We start from the raw sequence: 21,372 nt of genomic DNA, 5'->3' as shown, positions 1-21,372 counted from the left end.
TCACTTGTCCTCACAAGTAAATTAATCAACGCTGAACCCATGCCCCGCCACCTCTCCTCCTCCCTCCGCATGGCGACACTCGCCCTCCTCTGGGGTTCGGGTTTCTTCTGGATCAAGCTGGCCCTGAACCACGGCCTCTCCCCCGCCCAGATCACCATCACGCGCTGCGCCCTGGGCACCCTGGTCCTCCTCGCACTGGCCCGCCGAGCCGGCCAACGCCTCCCGAGGAACCGCTCCATCTGGGGCCACCTGGCCATAGCCGCCCTCTTCTGCAACGCCATCCCCTTCGCCCTGTTCGGCATAGGCGAGCAGACGGTCGACTCGGGCATCGCGGGCGTACTGAACGCCACGACCCCCCTCTGGTCCCTGCTGATCGGCGCCCTCCTGGGCACCGACCGCAACCTGCACCCGCTACGCCTGACCGGCCTGGCCCTGGGCTTCGCGGGCACCCTGCTGATCTTCGCCCCCTGGCACCGGTCGGGCCTGCTGACCTGGAGCGCCCTCTCCCTCCTGGGCGCCGCGGCAAGCTACGCCGTCGCCTTCGCCTACATGGCCCGCAAACTCACCGCCAACAAGGCCCCCATGGCCACGTCGGCCGCCCAACTCCTCGCCGCCACTGCCTGGACCACCCTCGCCCTCCCCACCGCGGGCCCCCTGCACCCGGACGCCACCGCCCTCCTGGCAGTCACCGTCCTCGGCACCCTCGGCACGGGCGTCACCTTCTACCTCAACTACCGCCTGATAGCGGACGAGGGCCCCACGAGCGCAGCAACGGTGGGCTACCTGCTGCCGGTTGTCTCGGTGGCCCTGGGTGCACTGGTGCTGGGCGAGCACGTAGGCCTTCGCGTAATAGCAGGCATGGCCGTGGTCCTGACCGGAGTGGCCCTCACCCGCACCCCCACCCCCACCTGCCGGCACCCGCGATCCGACGGAAGGGGCCGTGCCGGTACATCAAATGCCCGCATCCGAACGGATCAAGAGAAGACAGCCCCCTTGTAACCCCCAGCCGATCCGTACGGATGCGGGCGGATGTACCGGCGCGGCCCCGACCCCCACGAGCCACCGCAGCCGACGACGGCCCGCAACCAGACCGAGGACCGCTACCCGCCGTAGAACAGCTCCTCCACCACGGCCCGAGCCCGCCGAGTGGTCCGCCGATACCCGTCGATCATGTCGCCCACATGCCCCGGCCCGTACCCCAAGTACCGCCCCACGGCCCCAAGTTCACGCCCGTCCGACGGAAAAGTGTCGCCGGCCCGCCCCCGCACCAGCATCACCGCGTTACGCACCCGCGTAGCCAGCACCCACGCCTCGTCCAGTATCGCCGCGTCCTCCGAGGAGATGAGCTCCGCGGCACACGCGGCGGCCAGCGCCTGCCGGGTCCGGGTGGTGCGCAGCCCCGGCTCCTCCCACCCGTGCTGCAGCTGAAGCAACTGCACGGTCCACTCCACGTCGGACAGACCGCCCCGCCCGAGCTTGGTGTGCAGCGTGGGATCGGCCCCGCGCGGCATCCGCTCGGTCTCCATCCGGGCCTTCAGCCGCCGGATCTCCCGTACGGCGTCGTCCCCCAGCCCCTCCGCCGGATACCGCAGCGGATCGATCAGCTCGATGAACCGCTGCCCCAGGTCGAGGTCCCCCGCGACGACTTCGGCCCGCAGCAACGCCTGCGACTCCCACACCAGCGACCAGCGCCGGTAATACGCCTCGTACGACTTGAGCGTCCGCACCAGCGGCCCGGACTTGCCCTCGGGCCGCAGGTCGGCGTCGATCAGCAACGGCGGATCCGCACTCGACACCTGCAACAACCGCCGCATCTCGGAGACGACGGCATTCGCAGCCCGCGAGGCCTCCTGCTCGTCCACCCCGTCCCGCGGCTCGTGCACGAACAGCACATCGGCATCGGAGCCGTAACCCAACTCATGCCCGCCGAAGCGCCCCATGCCGATGACGGCGAACCGGGTGGGCAGCGTGTCCCCCCACCCGTCGCGGACGACGGCCCGCAGGGTCCCGGCGAGGGTGGCCGCGGTGAGATCGGAGACAGCCCCGCCGACGCGATCGACCAACGCACCTTGGTCGGCCTCGGCAGGCGACTCCTCGGTGCCGTAGGAGGCGACGATGTCGGCGGCGGCGGTACGGAACAGCTCACGCCGCCGTACTCCACGCGCCGCGGTGACGGCCTGCTCACCACCGTCCGCGCGCCCCACCGCGGCAAGCACCTCCTGCTCCAGCAGCCCCCGCTCACGCGGCGCGAGCCCACCCGCGTCCCCGTCCCCGAGCAGCGCGACGGCCTCGGGCGCGCGCATCAGCAGATCGGGGGCGAGCCGCCCGGCGGACAGCACCCGCGCCAGGTTCTCCGCGGCGGCCCCTTCGTCCCTGAGCAGCCGCAGATACCAAGGGGTCTTGCCGAGCGCGTCGGACACCTTGCGGAAGTTGAGCAGCCCGGCATCCGGTTCCGCGGAGTCCGCGAACCAGCCCAACAGCACGGGCAGCAGCGTGCGTTGGATCGCGGCCTTGCGACTGACGCCGGAGGCGAGGGCCTCCAGGTGGCGCAGCGCGGCGGCCGGGTCGGCGTACCCGAGGGCGACGAGCCGCTCGCGGGCCGCACCGGCGCTCAACCGGGTCTCGCCCGATGGGGGTCCCCCCGCCCGAGCGAATTCGAGGGTGGGGGAGAGTTGGGCGACGGCGTCGAGCAGCGGCCGGTAGAAGAGCTTCTCGTGCAGCCGCCGTACGACGGAGGTGTGCCGCTTCCACTCGCGGTTCAGCTCGGCGATGGGATCGGCGCGCAGTCCGAGCGACCGTCCGATGCGCCGCAGGTCGGCGTCGCCCTCGGGCACGAGGTGGGTGCGCCGCAGCCGGTAGAGCTGGATGCGGTGCTCCATGGAGCGCAGGAAGCGGTAGGCGTCGTCGAGCTGGACGGCGTCGACGCGCCCCACGTACCCGCCTTCGGCGAGGGCCTTCAGCGCGTCCAGCGTGGTCCCGCTGCGCAGCGAGGTGTCGACCCGCCCGTGCACCAACTGCAGGAGCTGGACGGCGAATTCGACGTCGCGGAGGCCGCCGGGACCGAGCTTCAGTTCGCGGTCGACCTCGGCGGCGGGGATGTTCTCGACGACCCGGCGGCGCATCTTCTGCACGTCGGGGACGAAGTTCTCGCGTTCGGCGGCCTGCCAGACGAGGGGGGCGAGCGTGGCGACGTACTCCTCGCCGAGTTCGAGGTCACCGGCCACCGGCCGGGCCTTGAGGAGCGCCTGGAACTCCCAGGTCTTGGCCCAGCGTTGGTAGTAGGCGAGGTGGCTGCTCAGCGTGCGCACCAGCGGGCCGTTGCGTCCCTCGGGGCGCAGGTTGGCGTCGACGGGCCAGATGGTGCCCTCGATGGTGGTCTCGGAGCAGATCCGCATCAGATGCGAGGCGAGCCGGGTGGCCGCCTGGACGGCCTTCCCCTCGTCGGCGCCGTCGGTGGCCTCGCCGACGAAGATCACGTCGACGTCGGACACGTAGTTGAGTTCGTGACCGCCGCACTTGCCCATCGCGATGACCGCGAGCCGGCACAGTGCGGCGTCGTCGGGGGCGGCGGCGCGCGCGATGGCGAGCGCGGCGCGCAGGGTCGCGGTCGCGAGGTCGGCGAGCTCGGCGGCCGTCTGGGCGATGTCGGTGGTGCCGCAGACGTCGCGGGCGGCGATGGAGAGCAGGCAACGGCGGTAGGCGACGCGCAGCGCGACGGGGTCGGTGGCCTCGGCCAGGCCCCGCTCGAACTCCACGACGCCGGGGTGCAGGTCCTGCGGCTCGTACATGACGAGCGCCTGCCAGTCCCGGGGGTGCCGGGCGAGGTGGTCGGCGAGGGCCGCGGAGGCGCCGAGCACCCCGAGGAGCCGGTCGCGCAGCGGCTTCGCCGCGATGAGCGTGTCCAGCAGCTCCTGCTGGGCGGTGTGGCCGTCCTGCGCCTCGACGAGCCGGACGAGCCCGAGCAGCGCCAGGTCGGGGTCGGCGGTCGCGCCCAGCGCGTCCAGCAGAACGGGGTCGGCCTTTATGGGCGCGAGCTCCGCGCTCTCCAGGAGCCGCTCGGCCGCCGACGGGTCGGTGAAGCCGTGCCGCAGCAGCCGCGTGAAGGTACTGCTCCTGCGCCCCGGCGCCGTCATCCCGGCCTCCTGTCGGATCAAGGTCGTACGGAGCTGAGCCTAACCCGCGTCCGCACGGTGGCGCCCCGGACGGGTTTCCGCTTCTGTATGGAGGACCCGAAGCGAGAGCCCCGTGCGCACGACAAGGGAGTCAAGCCATGGACATGACGCTCGAAGTGATCCTGATGCCGGTCTCCGACGTGGACCGGGCGAAGGAGTTCTACCGCGACAAGGTCGGTTTCCACGTCGATCTCGACAGCGAGGTGATGGAGGGGGTGCGGATCGTGCAGCTGACCCCGCCGGGGTCCGGCTGTTCGATCGCACTGGTCGACGGGCTGCAGATCCCGACGGGGTCGCCGCAGCCGGGGACGTACCACGGGATGCAGCTGGTCGTCACGGACGCCAAGGCGGCGTACGACGAGCTGACGGCCCGCGGCCTGGAGGTCACCGAGCCGCAGGCGTTCTCGCCGCAGGACGGCGGCACGTTCATGTACTTCAAGGACCCGGACGGCAACGGCTGGGCGATCCAGGAGTACCGCAAGCGGGCCGCGGAGCCGCTGCACCAGCTGCTGCGCGAGCAGGCTCGGCAGGCGGGCGGACCGGCGCAGTAGTTCACCTGATCTTCATCCGTGGGGTTGGGGAACGCGGGACCAGGGAAAGTTGGCGTGTGCATGCTCTGTCCGCACCGCTCCCGCCCTCGTTCCCCCACTCCGGAGGTCTGTAGTGTCCGGCAGAACCGTGTACCGACGCAGCCGTGCCCTCGTGGCGTCCGCCATCGCCTTCACCGCGGCCGCGGTCGGTCTCTGGACCGGCCTCGGCGGCTCGTCCGAGGCGCACGCCGCGACCGGGGTCCCGACCCCGGACCACGTGATCGTCGTGGTCTTCGAGAACCACGCCTACAGCCAGGTGATCGGCTCCTCCAGCGCCCCCTACATCAACTCGCTCAAGACCGGGGGCGCCAACCTCTCCCAGTCGTTCGGCGAGACGCACCCGAGCCAGCCGAACTACTACGCCCTGTTCTCCGGCTCGACCCAGGGCATCACGGACGACAGCTGCGTCACGCCCGGCTTCTCCTCCGCCCCGAACCTCGCCTCCGAGCTGATCGCCGCGGGCAAGACCTGGGCGAGCTACAACGAGAGCCTGCCCAGCCAGGGTTCGACGACGTGCAGCAGCGGCAACTACGCGCGCAAGCACAACCCGTGGATCGGCTTCAGCAACGTGCCGACGTCCAGCGCCAAGACCTTCGCGCAGTTCCCCACGGACTACACGACGCTCCCGCAGGTCTCCTTCGTCGTCCCCAACCTGTGCAGCGACATGCACGACTGCTCGGTGTCCACCGGTGACACCTGGCTGAAGAACAACCTGGGCGCCTACGCCACCTGGGCCAAGACCCACAACAGCCTGCTCGTCGTCACCTTCGACGAGGACAACCGGCTGTCCGGCAACCGCATCCCTACGGTCCTCTACGGCCAGCAGGTGACCGCCGGCTCCTCGTCCACCACCACCTACAACCACTACGACCTGCTGCGCACGCTGGAGGACATGCACGGCCTCCCGCACGCGGGCAACGCCGCCTCCGGCAAGGACTTCACGGGTATCTGGACGTCCTGACATGTACGTAGCGGACAGCCGCGCCAGTACGACGGCGCCGGCGACGTCCGCGGAAGGCGCCGCCCGGCCCCGTGCCGGGCGGCGCCGCGCCGCGGTCGCGCCCACCGTGCTCGCGCTCGGCACGGTCAGCCTGATCACCGACGTCTCCTCGGAGATGGTCACGGCGGTGCTCCCGCTGTACCTGGTGGCGGGCCTCGGCCTCTCGCCGCTGGGCTTCGGGCTCCTCGACGGCGTCTACAACGGCTTCTCGGCGCTGGTCCGCCTGGTCGGCGGGCATCTGGCCGACCGCGGGGGCGGCCGCCACAAGTGGGTGGCGGGCTTCGGCTACGGGCTCTCGGCAGCGTGCAAACCCCTGCTTCTGCTGGCCCACACCCTCACGCCCATCGGCCTGATCCTGGCCGCCGACCGCACCGGCAAGGGCCTGCGCACGGCCCCGCGCGACGCCCTCATCTCCCTGTCGAGCACCCCCGAGACACGCGGCCGCGCCTTCGGCGTGCACCGCGCCATGGACACGGCGGGCGCACTCCTCGGCCCCCTGGCCGCCTTCCTGATCCTGCGGGCGACGGTGGACGGATACGACGCCGTGTTCACGGTCAGCTTCTGCGTGGCCGTGGTCGGGGTGCTGGTACTGGTGCTGTTCGTGCCGGGCACTTCTGTAAAGAAGGCGAACGCGAGCGCTTCGGTACAGAAGGCGAACGCGAGCCCTTCGGTACAGAAGGCGGCGGATCGCCCGACCCTGCGCGCCGCCCTCGCCCTGCTGCGCCGCCGCGACCTGCGCCGTATCGCCGTATGCGCCCTGCTGCTCGGCCTGGCGACGGTCAGCGACTCCTTCGTCTACCTGCTGCTGCAACGACGCCTGGGCGTCCCCGACCGCTGGTTCGCGCTGCTCCCGCTCGGCACGGCGGCCGCGTTCCTGCTGCTGGCCGTTCCGCTGGGGCGGCTGGCCGACCGGCTCGGCCGCTGGCGGGTCTTCCTCGCGGGCCACGGCGCCCTGCTCCTCGCGTACGGCCTGCTGCTGTCCTCGTGGCACGGCACCGCGCTGCCGTACGCCGTCCTCGTACTGCACGGCTGCTTCTACGCGGCGACCGACGGCGTCCTGATGGCCGCCGCGTCCGACAGCGTGCCCGAGGAGCTGCGGTCCTCCGGGCTCGCCCTGGTGCAGACGGGGCAGGCACTGGCGCGGTTCGTGTGCTCGCTCGGGTTCGGCGCCGCGTGGACGCTGTGGGGCGACCGCAGTGCCCTCACCCTCGCGGCCGCCGCGCTCGCGGGCTGCGCCGCGGTCTCGTTCCTGCTCCGCCCCGCCCCGATCGCGAAGGCCCCCGCATGACCGACACGCCAGCCACGCCCGAGGCGCCCGACACGCCCGCCCTGTCTGACGCGCCCGATGCGCCCCTCATGACACGCCGCAACCGCGTCCTCGTGCTCGTCGCGGCTGTTCTCGTCCTCGCCGTCGTCGCCGTCGCCTCCGTCCTGCACGCCTCCGCGCGCGCCGACCGCAGGAACCAGGCGCAACCGGGCGGCCCACGCATCACCGCGGGCACGGTCGCGCTGACCGGCGGCGGGCGGATGGTGTTCCGGAACATGGCGTGGGGCCCGCACCGCGACGAGCTGACGACGGTCCCGGCGTCGGACCCGGCGGGAGCGCGCACGGCGTCGAAGGTCAAGTGCCTGCGCTTCTACGCCGCTTCGGGCACCGGAGTCTGCCTCCAGGCGGTGCACGGCGCGATGCAGGACACCTACCGGGCCGTGATCCTCGACGCGCGCCTGAAGGAGCGGGCGCACTACGACGTGCCGGGCATTCCGTCGCGCGCCCGGGTCTCCCCCAGCGGCCGTTTCGCCGCGTGGACGGCGTTCGTCGGCGGCGACTCGTACGCGGGCACGAACTTCTCGACGCGGGCGGCGATCGTCGACACCCGCACGGGGAAGCTGACCCCGTCCCTGGAGGCGTACCGCATCGTGAAGGACGGCCGGACGTACCGTGCGGCGGACACCAACTTCTGGGGCGTCACCTTCGCCGCCGACGACCGCACCTTCTACGCCACGCTGGCGACGAAGGGCAGCACCTACCTGGTCCGGGGCGACCTGCGCAGCCGTACGGTCACCACGCTGCACGCGAACGTCGAGTGCCCGTCCCTCTCCCCCGACGGCACCCGCGTCGCCTACAAGAAGCGCGCGAAGGGCCTTCCGAAGGACGCGCCCTGGCGGCTGTACGTCCTGGACCTGCGCACCCTGCGCGAAACCCCTCTCGCCGAGCGGCGCAGCGTCGACGACCAGGCGGTCTGGCGGGACGACCACACCCTGGTCTACGCCCTCCCCGGCGACTACGGGGCGGACCTGTACGAGGTCCCGGCGGACGGCACGGGGACGGCCCGGCGCATCAGCACCGCTGCGGTCTCCCCGGTGTTCCTGCACTGACACGCGGGACCGGCTCCTGACGCACAGACGGATTGCCGGATTCCGTACAACCAATAGGGGTCGGTAAAGGTCATCTTCGCGCCAACCTCGGCGAACCCACTACGGGAGACCCTGCAGTGCACATACCTCTTCGGCGCGTACTCGCCTGCGCCGCCACGGCCGCGCTGGCCGCGGGCGGCCTCGCCGCCGGCACGGCCCAGGCCGCCACGACCAGCACGGCCGCCGCCCCGGCGAAGCGGCTCGTGGACGACTTCAACGGCGACGGCTACCGCGATGTCGTCGTGAACCTGCCCATGCACCGGACGTCGTCGCTCGTCAACAGCGGCGCCGTGCTCGTCCTCTACGGCTCCGCGAGCGGCCTCAGCAGCACCCACCGCAAGCTGATCACCCAGGCGACCACGGGAGTTCCCGGCACCCCCGAGGCCCTCGACTGGTGGGGCGACGACACCACCACCGGCGACTACGACGGCGACGGCTACGCCGACCTGGCGGTCTCGGGCCCCGGCGAGGACATCACGTCCGGCGGCACCACCGACGAGAACGCCGGCCAGGTCACGCTCATCTGGGGCGGGCCGGACGGCCTGACCAAGCACGGCGCCACCACCGCCAAGCTCGGCACCACCACCGACACGCACCTCCAGACCGGCTCGGACCTCGTCTCCGGCGACTTCAACGGCGACGGCAAGCAGGACCTCGTCGTCGGAACGAGGGGCACCCGCGAGACCGGGGCGGTGGCGCTCGGCCCCATCACCCGCACCGGAACGCCCGCGTCCGTCAAGCCGCTCGGCCTCGACCCCGGCATCTCCTGGGCCGACCCCATGGTCGCCGCCGGCGACCTGACCGGCGACGGCGTCACCGATCTGCTGGTGTCGTGGACCACCGGCACCCTGGAGCCCACCGACAAGATCCATGTGCTGCGCGGCGGCGCCGGCGGGTTCACTGACGCCGGATACCTCAAGGACGCGACCGGCAACCCGCTGAACCACCGCGAGGGATCGCCGCTGGCCGTCGGCGACCTCGACCATGACGGCCGGGCCGACGTGGTCGTCCCCCAGCCGGAGAAGCTGAACTACAAGGGCCAGTTCGTCGTCGTCTACGGCGGCACGAACGGCCAGGACGCGACCCGGAAGCCGGTCACCTTCCACCAGGACACGCCCGGCGTGCCCGACTCGAACTCCGACGTCGGCACCGACCTCTTCGCCGACGACGTCACCGTCGGCGACGTGAACGGGGACGGCTACGGGGACGTCATCGCCGCCAGCCCCGCTGAGAACCACAGCAACCTGACGAACCCCGGCAAGGTGACGGTCCTGCGCGGCGGCCCGGGCGGGCTCACCGGCACCGGCGCCACCGCGTTCACCCAGAGCACGTCGGGCGTGCCGGGTGTCCCGCTCGCCGACGGCTCGTTCGGCATGGGCGTCAAGGCCGTCGACGTCAACGGCGACGGCCGCTCCGACGCGCTCATCGGCGTCGCGGGAGTCGACGAAGCGGGCGTGAACGCCGTCGACGGCGGCCTGTACACCCTGCCCGGCAGCTCCACGGGCACCACAGGCACCGGCGCCAAGGAGTTCACCCCGACCGCCCTCGGCATCCCCGCGGGCAGCGCCCTGCGCCTGGGCACCTCGTTCAACCACTGACACCACGGACACACCGCGGGGCCGACGGTCAAAGACCGTCGGCCCCGTCTGTCGTCACTGCCCCGGCAAGCAGTGGTGAGCACTTCGCCCCTTCACCGCGTCTGTCGGCGTGCCCTCTGCGACCGCAGGGCCTCCGGCCTTTGTCCGATCAGGCGGTGGCCAGAACGTCGGCCCGCTCCTGCACGACGCGGTGGCGTCGGGTCGGCAGTCCGAGTGTCGGGTTGGCGACGCCCCAGGCCGCACCCTTGCAGATCAGCTCCTTGTAGACGGCGGCGAACCGTCCCGTCAGGGCCGACCGGACGGCGCGGTCGTCGGCGGTGACGTACTGGATCAGGCCTTCCTTGCGGCCGAGCGAGATGCACTGGTTGAAGTAGCGGATCGGCGTCTTCGGGAGCTTCCCGCCGGTCAGGCGGGCCGCGATGGCGTCGGCGGCCTGCCAGGCCATGGGGGTGCCCGTGGCGCACGACATCCGCAGCGGCTTGTCGCCGGGGCCCATAGCCATGGCCGCGTCGCCGACGGCGTACACGTCCGGGTGCGAGACCGAGCGCATGGTTGCGTCGACGACGATCTGGCCCGTGCCGGTGACCTCCAGGGCGGTGGCCTGCGCGATCGGGTGGACGGCGAAGCCGGTGGTCCACACGGTGACCGCGGCCGGAATGGGCGTGCCGTCGGTGGTGGTGATGTGGTCGGCCTCGACGGCGGTCACGGCGGCGTGCTCGTGCACGGTGATGCCGAGCTTGTCGACGACCTTCCGCAGGTGACCGCGGCCCTTCTCCGAGAGCCAGTCGCCGAGTTCACCGCGGACGGCGAGGGCGACATCGAGGTCCGGGCGGGCCTCGGCGAGCTCGGTCGAGGCCTCCACGCCGGTGAGGCCGCCGCCGACGACGACCACGGGCTGTCCGGCGTCCAGGCCGGCCAGGCGCTCGCGCAGCCGGAGGGCTCCGGGGCGGCTCGCGATCTGGTGGGCGTGCTCGGTGGTGCCGGGGACGCCCTGGTCGTTCCAGCCACTGCCGAGGGCGTACACGAGAGTGTCGTACGCCAGTTCCTCGGCGCCGTTCGTGTCAGAGGTGACGGCGACGGTCTTGCGGTCGACGTCGACTCCGGTGACGCGTCCGAGCTTCAGCTCCACGCCGGTGCCCGCGAACATCTCGCTGAAGGGCCGGGGCTTGAGGTCCTGGCCGACCGCCAGCTGGTGCATCCGGACGCGCTCGACGAAGTCGGGCTCGGCGTTGACGAGAGTGATGGCGACGTCCTCGCGGTGCAGCCGCTTGGCGAGGCGCCCGGCGGCGACGGCCCCTGAGTAGCCGGCTCCGAGGACGATGATGCGGTGCTGCATATCCCTGCTCCTGTCTGCGCGGTCCGCACCTTGTCTTGCGCGGTTTCGCCCCTTGAACCGGGCAGCCCGCCGTTTCCTGACAGGAAGGTGATGTGAAGCACGTCACAGCATGCTCAGAAGGCTCTGATCAGGGGTTCCCCGTGGTCGGCGGCCGCCCACCGCTGGGTCGCGCGGTCGAGCTTGTCGGGGTTGACCTGGTTGCGGAACGCGGCGATGCCGTCGGCGGTGATCTCCAGGCACAAGATGCCGATGACCCGGCCGTCGACGACCGCCACGATGGCGGGTTCGCCGTTGGCGGTCGTGGCGTAGATGTCGGGTGAGCCGCCGACAATGGCGCGCTTGGCCTCGCTGGGCTTGAACAGGCCCCGCATGAACTTCGCGACCGCGAGGGCGCCCTCGAACGCCGTGGCACGGGCCGGGACCTTCCCGCCGCCGTCGCCGATCGAGAAGGCGTCCGCGGTGAGCAGCCGTACGAGCGGCTCGGTCCGGCCGGTGGTGGCGGCCGCCAGGAACTCCTCGACGATCCGCCGGGCGGCGGCGTCGTCGATCTCGGTGCGGGCCTTGCCGTCCGCGATGTGCTTCTTGGCGCGGTGGAAGATCTGCTGGCTGGCGGCCTCGGTGATGTCGAGGATCTCGGCGATCTCCCCGTGCGGGTAGCCGAAGGCCTCCCGCAGCACGTACACCGCCCGCTCGTTGGGAGAGAGGCGCTCCATGAGCGTGAGGACCGCGTACGAGACCGATTCGCGCTGCTCGGCGGTGTCGGCGGGGCCGAGCATCGGGTCGCCGGCGAGCAGCGGTTCGGGGAGCCACTGGCCCACATAGGTCTCGCGCCGGGCGCGGGCCGAAGTGAGCTGGTTGAGGCACAGGTTGGTGAGGACCTTCGTCAGCCAGGCCTCGGGGACCTCGATGCGGTCGACGTCGGCGGCCTGCCAGCGCAGGAACGTGTCCTGCACGGCGTCCTCGGCCTCGCTCGACGAGCCGAGGAGGCGGTACGCGATGGCCTGCAGGCGGGGTATCGAGGCCTCGAACCGGTCCACGTCGCTCATGGTCAGGGGCATGGCCCGGATCCTAACTCTCGTGGCGCGCGACGGCCGTCGGGTGCTCCGCTCCGGCGCCGGAGGCCCCCGATCAGGTCGACGCCGGCCACTGGCAACGGCCCCGTGGCTGCCGGCGCTGCAGAAACCGGACAGGAGCCGACGAAGGATGTTCGTCGGCTCCTGGGGCTGAGTATGAACCTACTCTGACCTGCGCCTACAGCACCGGCAGGTTCTTCCGCAGCTCGAAGGCCGTGACCTCGCTGCGGTACTCCTCCCACTCCTGCTTCTTGTTCCTGAGGAAGAAGTCGAAGACGTGCTCGCCCAGCGTCTCGGCGACGAGTTCGCTGCGCTGCATCAGGACCAGGGCCTCGCCGAGGTTCTGCGGGAGGGGCTCGATGCCCATGGCGCGGCGCTCGGCGTCGGAGAGGGCCCAGACGTCGTCGTCGGCGCCCGGCGGGAGTTCGTAGCCCTCCTCGATGCCCTTGAGGCCGGCGGCGAGGAGGAGCGCGTACGCCAGGTAGGGGTTCGCGCCCGAGTCCAGGGAGCGGACCTCGACGCGTGCCGAGCCCGTCTTGCCGGGCTTGTACATCGGGACGCGGACCAGGGCCGAGCGGTTGTTGTGGCCCCAGCAGATGTACGAGGGGGCCTCGCCGCCGGCGCCGGCGGTGCGCTCCGAGCCGCCCCAGATGCGCTTGTAGGAGTTCACCCACTGGTTGGTGACGGCCGAGATCTCCGCGGCGTGCTTGAGCAGGCCCGCGATGAAGGAGCGGCCGACCTTGGAGAGCTGGTACTCCGAGCCGGACTCGTAGAACGCGTTGCGGTCGCCCTCGAAGAGGGAGAGGTGCGTGTGCATGCCGCTGCCCGGGTACTCCGAGAACGGCTTCGGCATGAACGTGGCCTGCACGCCCTGCTCCAGCGCGACCTGCTTCATGATCAGGCGGAAGGTCATGATGTTGTCGGCCGTGGAGAGGGCGTCGGCGTAGCGCAGGTCGATCTCCTGCTGGCCGGGGGCGCCCTCGTGGTGGCTGAACTCGACCGAGATGCCCATCGACTCCAGCATCGTGATGGCCTGGCGCCGGAAGTCCTGCCCCACGTTCTGCGGGGTGTGGTCGAAGTAGCCGGAGTTGTCGGCGGGCGTCGGGCGCGAGCCGTCGAGCGGCTTGTTCTTCAGCAGGAAGAACTCGATCTCCGGGTGGGTGTAGAAGGTGAAGCCCAGGTCGGAGGTCTTCGCGAGGGCGCGCTTGAGGACGTAGCGCGGGTCGGCGAAGGACGGGGAGCCGTCCGGCATCAGGATGTCGCAGAACATCCGGGCCGTGCCGGGGGCCTCGGCGCGCCACGGCAGCACCTGGAAGGTCGACGGGTCCGGCTTGGCGATCATGTCGGACTCGTACACCCGGGCGAAGCCCTCGATCGCCGAGCCGTCGAAGCCGATGCCCTCGTCGAAGGCCTGTTCAAGCTCCGCCGGGGCCACGGCCACCGACTTGAGGAAGCCGAGTACATCCGTGAACCACAGGCGCACGAACCGGATGTCGCGCTCCTCCAGTGTCCGGAGCACGAACTCCTGCTGCTTGTCCATCTTCCGCTTCCACCCATCCTTGCTGGTCAGGCCGCCTGCTCCCACGCCTCGGGGACGGTCGGGGCACCTGAGCATCCCACCACAACACCATTTCGTGCGCGTTGCGGACCATGATCGGCCGACCGACCTCGGTCTGAACGCTTCACGTACGGCAGGTGTACTGCTCTGCTGCCCATACTGCCTGCTCACCCGCGTTCCGGTAATACCCGACCCCCACCGTCTCTCCATACGGCCGCCCCGGTGCCGTCGGCGCGGGGTGCCGACCCGCGGGCGCGGGTCCGGGGCACACCCGTTTATCAGGACGAAAGCCGCCCCTTCGGCCATTCCTGTGACCTCCCTGCGTGCCGCCTCTCCTGTCCCACTACGATCAGCGGACCCGATTCGTCCGTCGTCCCTTCCCCCAATAAGGACTCGCCATGGGTTCCGCCAAGAACAGCACGTCCGCTCAGCGCAAGGCGCGCATAGAGGAGATGCGCCGCGCCGAGGCCTCGCGTGAGCGTCGCAACCGGATCCTCACCATCGGCGCCAGCGTCGTGGTCGTCGTGGGTCTCGTCGTCGGCGGTGTCGTACTCGTGCAGTCCCAGTCCGACAAGGACAGCACGAGCGACTCCAAGGGGACGTCGGGGCACTTCGTCACCGGCAAGGACGGTGTGAAGACCTGGAAGGGCACGCTGGGCCGCACGCATGTCACCAAGACCGTGAAGTACCCGATGGAGCCCCCGGTCGGCGGTGACCACAACCAGGTCTGGATGAACTGCAACGGCGACGTCTACACCAAGGCGCTCAACAACATGAACGCCGTGCACTCCCTGGAGCACGGCGCGGTCTGGGTGACGTACAACAGCAAGGCCTCCGAGGCCGACGTGAAGGCGCTCGCGGAGAAGGTCAAGAAGACGCCGTACACGCTGATGAGCCCCGTCGAGGACCAGAAGGACCCGATCATGCTCAGCGCGTGGGCCCACCAGCGCACGGTGAAGAGCGCGAGCGACCCGGACGTCGCGAAGTTCTTCGAGGCGTACGTCCAGGGCAAGCAGACCCCGGAGCCGGGGGCCGCCTGCACCAACGGTCTCTCGCAGTGAGCGGGATGCGCCAGATGAAGCAGGTCGGCTGGATCGCCGGAACCTCGGCGGCGGTGCTCGTCGCGGCCGGCGCGATCACGTACGCGGTGGCCGAGGACGGCGGCTCGGACACGAAGGCGCCGTCCGCGGACTCCGCGGACGCGGGCTTCGCCCGGGACATGGCGGTCCATCACCAGCAGGCCGTCGAGATGTCGTACATCGTGCGCGACCGCACCAAGAACGAAGAGGTGCGCCGCCTCGCGTACGACATCGCGCAGACGCAGGCCAACCAGCGCGGCATGCTGCTGGGCTGGCTCGACCTGTGGGATCTGCCCAAGGTGACGTCGGACGCGCCCATGACCTGGATGGGCATGGGCGACATGGCCTCCGGCAAGGACGGCGCGCTGATGCCCGGCATGGCGACCAACACCGAGTTGAAGAAGCTGAACTCGCTCAGTGGCAAGCAGGCCGAGATCCTCTTCCTGCAGCTGATGACCGCCCACCACGAGGGCGGCATCCACATGGCCAAGGGCTGCGTGGAGAAGTGCAAGGTCGGTGTCGAGCGTGACCTCGCGCAGGGCATGGTCAACGCGCAGCAGTCGGAGATCAAGCTGATGGCCGACATGCTGAAGGCGCGCGGCGCGACGGCAAAGAACTGACGGGACCGACAGGACAGTCGGGACCGACGGGACGGTCGGGATGGTCGGGATGGTCGGGACGGTCGGGACGGTCGAAGGGGTCCGGAGCTGGGCTCCGGACCCCTTCACCCCCTCCACCGCGGATGGTCAACTGCGCCAGTCCGTACTGCACTTCAGCTTGACGTCGGTCGGCACCAACCGCTCCACCGAGCCGGGACGCCCCTGCGTGACGGCGAGTTGGTCGGCGTTCAGGTAGCCGATGGAAAGCTGGGTGTGGGCGGGCATGGCCGCCGGGTCGAAGACGAAGACGACCGTGTCGCCCTCGCCGGAGCCCTTGTCGCCCGTGCCCGTGCGCTCACCCCGCATGACCTTGTGGACGCCGACGCCGACTCCGCTGTCGTCGACCTTCGTATGGTCGTCCGGCCCCTTGCAGAACACCCCGGTCTTCACGAGCACGGGGAACCCGGCGTCGCGCAGGGCCTGTTGGAGCCCGGCCGGGTCCTTGAAGTACTGCTCCTTGCCCCAGGTCACCTTGACGGTGCCGTCCGCCTGCTTCTCGACGACGAACGCGGCGGGCGCCGCGCCCCCGCTCGACGGCGGCGCGGTCGACGGGTGGCCGTACCCGGGCACGCCCAGCGCCAGCCCGGCCGCCGCGGCGACGCCCACGGCCGCCACCGCCATGCGCCGGCGCTGCCGCCTGCGCGCGCGGCCGCGGGCCACGATCTCCTCCACGGGCGCCGCCAGGGTGACGTCGTCCAGGGACTTGCGCAATGTGTCCAGTACGTTCAGGTCGTCGTTCTGCGTGTTCACGATCCCACCTCCGGGTGGTCGACGGTGACGAGGTGGCCGCGCAGCGTCCCGACGGCCCGCGACAGATGGGCGGTGACGGTGCCCGGGGCGATCCCGAGCGTCTTCGCCGTGGTCGCCGTGTCGAGGTCCAGGAAGACCCGCAGGGCGATCACCTCCCGTTGCCGCCGCGGCAGTTGACGCAGCACGGCCAGCAGCGCGGGGTCGAGGCCGGACCCGTCGGACCCGTAGGACCCGTCAGATCCGGGGGCTTCGGCGTCCCGGCCGTCGAGGGCGACCTCGTGGCGGCGCCGACGCCACCACGAGACACGGGTGTTGAGCGCCGTGCGCACCACCCACGCCCGCGGGGCGGGATGGCCCCGCACTCTCGGCCACGCCGCCCAGGCCCGGGCGAACGCCTCGGCGACCAGGTCCTCGGCCAGCTGCCGGTCGCCCACCGCGGCGAGGACCGCCCGCAGGCAGACATCCCGGCCGCACCGGTAGAACTCCTCGAACTCCAGCTGCTTCACACCCCCTATACGCCGTGGGGCGGCGATGCGCTTACAGAGGACGGGGTTCCCTTGACGGCACGTTTTTGTGCGACATAGGGATAACCCTCGATCTAGGTACGAGACCCCTTCCATACCGACCCAAAAGACGCCATTTCGCGGCCACTTGAGGTTTCCTTGACCTTTTCCATCCCCTGGCATGAACGGTTCATCGCCAGAGTGACCCCAGCGTGATCCGTCCCCTGTGTCCTCATCCGACACAGAGGCGCACACATCACGAACGACCACTAATGCGACGAACCGCATCGCAGGGGGTTTCATGAGATCCAATCGCGCCGCTGTACGCGCCGGAGTGAGCATGGCAGCGACACTGCCGCTGCTCGCCGGTGCGCTGGCGCTCGGTATACCCACGGCTCACGCCGCGGACAATCCGAACCGTGACACGCTCGTGGGCACCAAGCCCGCGTGGGCCACGGCGAAGGCCGACAAGGGGGCCGCGTCCGACGGCTCCAAGGTCTCCGTCCGGGTCTACTTCGCCGGCCGCGACGCCGCCGGTCTGGCCGAGTACGCCAAGGCCGTGTCCGACCCGGCTTCGGCCTCGTACGGCAAGTACCTCAGCGCCAAGCAGTCCCAGCAGCGTTTCGGCGCCACCAAGGCGCAGGTCGCCGCGGTGAAGTCGTGGCTGAAGTCGGCGGGCCTGAAGGTCACCGGCACCACGCAGCACTACGTCACCGTCACCGGTGACGTGGCCGCCGCCGAGAAGGCGTTCGGCACCCAGCTGCACAACTACGCCAAGGGCTCGAAGACGTACCGCGCGCCGTCGAAGACGGCCTCGGCACCCGACAGTCTGCACGGCGCCGTCCTGACCGTCACCGGCCTGGACAACGCCCCGCACATGGCGACCCACAGCGACCAGCTGCCGGGTCCGGGCGCGGCGTTCAAGAACTCCGGGCCGTTCTCGTCGTACTACGGCTCGAACATCGCGAGCACGCTGCCCGACGCGTACGGTACGAAGATCCCGTACGCCGTCAAGGGCTACACCGGCAAGCAGCTGCGGGCCGCCTACGGCGCCGGCAGCTACACGGGCAAGGGTGTCCGCGTCGCCATCACGGACGCGTACGCCTCGCCGACCATCGCCTTCGACGCGCAGACCTATGCGAAGAAGCACGGCGACGCGGCCTGGAAGACCAGCCAGTTGAGCCAGTCGCTGCCCAAGAACTACACGCACACCGGCGCCGACGAGTGCGACGCCTCCGGCTGGTACGGCGAGGAGACCCTCGACGTCGAGGCCGTGCACGCGGTCGCGCCGGACGCGAACGTCACGTACGTGGGCGCCGCGTCCTGCATGGACGACGACCTGCTGGACTCGCTCAGCAAGATCGTCGACAAGCACCTGGCCGACATCGTCTCCAACTCCTGGGGCGACATCGAGGCCAACCAGACGCCGGACCTCGCGGCCGCGTACGACCAGGTCTTCCAGCTCGGCGCGGTCGAGGGCATCGGCTTCTACTTCTCCTCCGGTGACAACGGTGACGAGGTCGCCAACACCGGTACGAAGCAGGTCGACACCCCGGCCAACTCGGCGTGGGTGACGGCGGTCGGCGGCACCTCGCTGGCGGTCGGCAAGGGCGACAAGTACCTGTGGGAGACCGGCTGGGGAACCGAGAAGGCCTCGCTGTCCGCGGACGGCAAGAGCTGGAAAGACTTCCCGGGCGCGTACACCTCGGGTGCGGGCGGTGGCACCAGCAAGACCGTGCCGGCGCCGTACTACCAGAAGGGCGTCGTGCCGGACGCGCTCGCCAAGGCGAACAACGCCGCCGGTAACCGGGTCGTCCCGGACATCTCGGCGATCGCCGACCCCAACACCGGTTTCAAGGTCGGCCAGACGCAGACCTTCCCGGACGGGTCGGAGAAGTACAGCGAGTACCGCATCGGCGGCACCTCGCTCGCCGCTCCGGTGATCGCGGCCGTCCAGGCCCTGGCCCAGCAGGCGCACGGCGGCAAGGCGATCGGTTTCGCCAACCCGTCGATCTACTCGAAGTACGGGTCGAAGCTCTACCACGACGTGACGGACACCCCCACGGGTACCGAACTCGCCGTGGCGCGCGTGGACTTCGCCAACGGCGTCGACGCGTCGGGTGGCCTGCTCACCTCCGTGCGCAGCCTCGGCAAGGACAGCTCGCTGAAGGCCGTGAAGGGCTACGACGACGTCACCGGCGTGGGCTCGCCCACCACCGGATACGTCGAGTCCTACCGTCGCCACTGACGGCATGACCGTCTGACGACAGCTCTGCGCCCGCCCCTCGGAGACGAGGGGCGGGCGTACGTGTGTCCGGGGACCGTCCCGCCTCCGGATACCGGGTGGGGGTAAGGTGCGGGGCATGACGACGAGGAACCGCGGGCGGTACGGACAGCTGCTGCTGTTCGCCGCGCTGCTGTTCGGGATCGTCACGATGCATACGTTGGGGCATCCGTCGGAGCACGGGCCAGGTCACGGGCCGGATGCCGGTACGGGGCAGATGTCGTACGGCGTCCATCTCGCTGATGGCGGGGACGCACCCTCGGCGCACGAGGCCGGGTCCAGGATGGCGGACGTGACGGCTACGACAGCCATGACGGCCACGGCATCCATGACCTCCGGGATGCCGCCGATGAGCGGCATGGATCCGCTCTCCGTCTGTCTCGCCGTGCTGCTCGGGGGCTTCACCCTCCTTCTGCTGCTCGCGACGGCCCTGGGACGCCCGGGCGCCGCTGCCGTCCATCCCGCCGTACTGACCCGGCTGCTGCGCGCCCTGTGGCCCGTCCCTCCCCCGCCGAGAACCCTGCTGTCCCGTCTGTCGGTGCTGCGCATCTAGGCCGGCGCACCGGCCGCTCAGGGCTGCCCGCACGGAGGGGGAACCTCCGCGTCGTGAGGTGGGAACCTCAGGATGTCGCGCGGTGCACCACGGGCGGCGGACGCGCCCATCCGCACGCAACACCACCACGACGAGGTGTCACTCAGTCATGCGCACTCACACGCGCCGCACCGTTCTCGGTGCGTCCATCGCCGTCGCCGGGACGGGAGTCCTGGCCGCCTGCTCGGGCTCCGAACACTCCGGCCACGACGGAAACAGCGGGAACGGCAGCGGCTCCCCCGCCGCGCCGAAGGGGTACGTCGACCCGGCGGGCCCGGAGGTCGCCGCCGCCGAGAAGAAGCGCGGCTCCGGCCCGGTCCGCGAGGTCCGGCTCACCGCCGCCGCGGCCTCCCTCGACCTGGGCGGCCGTACGGTCAAGTCCTGGGCGTACGGCGGCGAACTGCCCGGCAAGGAGGTCCGTGTCACCGCCGGCGACACCCTCGCCCTCACCCTCGCCAACCATCTCCCCGAGGCCACCTCCCTGCACTGGCACGGCATCGCCCTGCGCAACGACATGGACGGCGTGCCCGGCCTCACCCAGCGCGCGGTCAAGCCGGGCGCGGACCTCACCTACCGCTTCGCCGTCCCGCACCCGGGCACGTACTGGTTCCATCCCCACTCGGGCACTCAGCAGGACCGCGGCCTGTACGCGCCGCTGATCGTCGAGGACCCCAAGGAGCCGCTGTCGTACGACAAGGAGTGGGTCGTCGTCCTCGACGACTGGGTCGACGGGGTGGACGGGTCCACCCCGGACGCCGTGCTCGCGGAGTTGCGCGGAGGCATGGGCGGCGGGGGCATGGACATGGGGGGTGAGGACGGTGGAACGGATCACTCCGGGCATGACATGTCCGACATGGCGATGGGGATGGGGGCGGATGCGGGTGCGGGTGCGTCGGCTTCGCCCGGTGCCTCCGGGCCCTCCCGGATGATGACGGGCTCCAGCAGTGAGCTGCTCGGCGGTGACGCCGGGGATGTCGCGTATCCGTACTACCTGGTCAACGGGCGTACGGCGGCGGTGCCCTCGGTGTTCCGGGCTCGCCCGGGCGATCGCATCCGGATCCGGTTCATCAACGCGGGCGGCGACACGGCCTTCCGGGTGGCCCTCGGCGGGCACGAGATGACGGTGACGCACACCGACGGCTTCCCCGTGCGGCACGCCAGGACCGACGCACTGCTGCTGGGCATGGGCGAGCGCTACGACGTCCTGGTCACCGCGGGCGACGGCGTCTTCCCGCTGGCCGCGCTCGCGGAGGGCAAGAAGGCGTCCACGCACGCGCTGCTGCGCACCGGCGGCGGCACGGCGCCCTCCGCCGCCGTACGTCCGAGGGAACTGGACGGGCGGCTGCTGACGGCCGACAGGCTGAAGGCCGACGAGTCCGTGGCGCTGAAGGAGAAGGAGCCGGACCGGACCGTACGGCTCCAGCTCACCGGCGGGATGATGAAGTACGACTGGGCCTTCGACAAGAAGCCCTACCGCGCGGATCAGCGGCATCCCGTGCGGGCCGGGGAACGGGTGCGGCTCGTCTTCGCCAACTCGACGAGCATGTGGCACCCGGTTCATCTGCACGGACACACCTTCGGCCTGGCGAACGTGGCGGGTGGGCCGCGCAAGGACACCGCCGTCGTACTGCCGAACGGGACACTGACCGTCGACTTCGACGCCGACAATCCCGGGCTGTGGATGGTCCACTGCCACAACGTGTACCACTCGGAGGCCGGGATGATGACGGTGCTCGGGTACCGCAGCCGCTGATTTGGGGAGT

The 21,372-nt window shown here is 70.8% G+C and carries 17 protein-coding genes; 11 read left to right on the top strand and 6 right to left on the bottom strand.

All coding sequences use genetic code 11. The features are described 5' to 3' along the window. Positions 1-39: 39 nt before the first annotated feature. Positions 40-999, top strand: coding sequence for a DMT family transporter (locus AB5J56_RS31945; protein WP_369237615.1), 960 nt, complete (start codon positions 40-42; stop codon positions 997-999). A 101-nt stretch (positions 1,000-1,100) separates the two neighbouring features. Here AB5J56_RS31945 and AB5J56_RS31940 read toward each other — a convergent pair whose 3' ends face one another. Continuing rightward, complete coding sequence (locus tag AB5J56_RS31940) at positions 1,101-4,133, bottom strand: bifunctional [glutamine synthetase] adenylyltransferase/[glutamine synthetase]-adenylyl-L-tyrosine phosphorylase (protein ID WP_369237613.1); 3,033 nt, start codon at positions 4,131-4,133, stop codon at positions 1,101-1,103. Between the two features lie 137 nt (positions 4,134-4,270). On the opposite strand from AB5J56_RS31940, the gene AB5J56_RS31935 reads away from it, so the two are divergent. The 5 genes from AB5J56_RS31935 to AB5J56_RS31915 all read left to right on the top strand — a co-directional run bounded on the left by AB5J56_RS31935 (position 4,271) and on the right by AB5J56_RS31915 (position 9,775). Next, positions 4,271-4,723, top strand: coding sequence for a VOC family protein (locus AB5J56_RS31935; RefSeq protein ID WP_369237611.1), 453 nt, complete (start codon positions 4,271-4,273; stop codon positions 4,721-4,723). 127 nt (positions 4,724-4,850) lie between these two features. Beyond that, a complete protein-coding gene (locus AB5J56_RS31930; protein WP_369237609.1) occupies positions 4,851-5,723 on the top strand; it encodes an alkaline phosphatase family protein in 873 nt (290 codons plus the stop codon). Position 5,724: 1 nt separating this feature from the next. Then, positions 5,725-7,050: an MFS transporter gene (locus tag AB5J56_RS31925; protein ID WP_369237607.1), complete on the top strand. Its 1,326-nt coding sequence runs from the start codon at positions 5,725-5,727 to the stop codon at positions 7,048-7,050. Positions 7,051-7,118: 68 nt separating this feature from the next. Then, positions 7,119-8,138: a TolB family protein gene (locus AB5J56_RS31920; protein ID WP_369242928.1), complete on the top strand. Its 1,020-nt coding sequence runs from the start codon at positions 7,119-7,121 to the stop codon at positions 8,136-8,138. A 116-nt stretch (positions 8,139-8,254) separates the two neighbouring features. Next, positions 8,255-9,775, top strand: a complete 1,521-nt coding sequence (locus tag AB5J56_RS31915) for an FG-GAP and VCBS repeat-containing protein (RefSeq protein WP_369237605.1) — start codon at positions 8,255-8,257, stop codon at positions 9,773-9,775. Between the two features lie 148 nt (positions 9,776-9,923). Here AB5J56_RS31915 and AB5J56_RS31910 read toward each other — a convergent pair whose 3' ends face one another. The 3 genes from AB5J56_RS31910 to glnA all read right to left on the bottom strand — a co-directional run bounded on the left by AB5J56_RS31910 (position 9,924) and on the right by glnA (position 13,724). Further along, entirely contained in the window at positions 9,924-11,111 is a 1,188-nt protein-coding gene (locus AB5J56_RS31910; protein WP_369237603.1) for an NAD(P)/FAD-dependent oxidoreductase, read from the bottom strand. A gap of 113 nt (positions 11,112-11,224) precedes the next feature. Next, complete coding sequence (gene sigJ / locus AB5J56_RS31905; RefSeq protein WP_369237601.1) at positions 11,225-12,169, bottom strand: RNA polymerase sigma factor SigJ; 945 nt, start codon at positions 12,167-12,169, stop codon at positions 11,225-11,227. Positions 12,170-12,362: 193 nt separating this feature from the next. Beyond that, on the bottom strand, positions 12,363-13,724 hold the full coding sequence (glnA, locus tag AB5J56_RS31900; RefSeq protein WP_369237599.1) for a type I glutamate--ammonia ligase: 1,362 nt from the start codon (positions 13,722-13,724) through the stop codon (positions 12,363-12,365). Between the two features lie 416 nt (positions 13,725-14,140). Here glnA and AB5J56_RS31895 point away from each other — a divergent pair, with 416 nt between their 5' ends. Together AB5J56_RS31895 and AB5J56_RS31890 are read left to right on the top strand one after the other, a co-directional pair. After that, positions 14,141-14,803 (top strand): DUF3105 domain-containing protein, encoded by a 663-nt coding sequence (locus AB5J56_RS31895; protein WP_369237597.1) that lies wholly within the window; start codon positions 14,141-14,143, stop codon positions 14,801-14,803. 5 nt (positions 14,804-14,808) lie between these two features. Further along, the gene (locus AB5J56_RS31890; protein ID WP_369237595.1) at positions 14,809-15,441 is read left to right on the top strand and encodes a DUF305 domain-containing protein; all 633 of its coding nucleotides are present in this window, start codon (positions 14,809-14,811) and stop codon (positions 15,439-15,441) included. Between the two features lie 126 nt (positions 15,442-15,567). Here the strand turns inward: AB5J56_RS31890 and AB5J56_RS31885 are convergent, their stop codons facing one another. Together AB5J56_RS31885 and AB5J56_RS31880 are read right to left on the bottom strand one after the other, a co-directional pair. Continuing rightward, positions 15,568-16,230, bottom strand: a complete 663-nt coding sequence (locus tag AB5J56_RS31885; RefSeq protein ID WP_369237593.1) for a hypothetical protein — start codon at positions 16,228-16,230, stop codon at positions 15,568-15,570. Further along, the gene (locus AB5J56_RS31880) at positions 16,227-16,736 is read right to left on the bottom strand and encodes a sigma-70 family RNA polymerase sigma factor (protein ID WP_369237591.1); all 510 of its coding nucleotides are present in this window, start codon (positions 16,734-16,736) and stop codon (positions 16,227-16,229) included. Before AB5J56_RS31880 ends, AB5J56_RS31885 begins: the two co-directional genes overlap by 4 nt. Before the next feature lie 337 nt (positions 16,737-17,073). Between AB5J56_RS31880 and AB5J56_RS31875 the strand changes: the two genes are divergently transcribed. The 3 genes from AB5J56_RS31875 (at position 17,074) to AB5J56_RS31865 (ending at position 21,362) form a co-directional block, all read left to right on the top strand. Next, complete coding sequence (locus AB5J56_RS31875) at positions 17,074-18,981, top strand: protease pro-enzyme activation domain-containing protein (protein ID WP_369237589.1); 1,908 nt, start codon at positions 17,074-17,076, stop codon at positions 18,979-18,981. Positions 18,982-19,096: 115 nt separating this feature from the next. Then, positions 19,097-19,570, top strand: coding sequence for a hypothetical protein (locus tag AB5J56_RS31870; protein ID WP_369237587.1), 474 nt, complete (start codon positions 19,097-19,099; stop codon positions 19,568-19,570). Between the two features lie 148 nt (positions 19,571-19,718). Continuing rightward, entirely contained in the window at positions 19,719-21,362 is a 1,644-nt protein-coding gene (locus AB5J56_RS31865) for a multicopper oxidase family protein (protein WP_369237585.1), read from the top strand. Positions 21,363-21,372: the final 10 nt, after the last annotated feature.

Origin of the sequence: Streptomyces sp. R21 (genome assembly GCF_041051975.1) — a bacterium.
In the GTDB taxonomy this organism is placed as follows: domain Bacteria; phylum Actinomycetota; class Actinomycetes; order Streptomycetales; family Streptomycetaceae; genus Streptomyces.
This window is presented reverse-complemented; position numbering and strand designations above follow the sequence as displayed.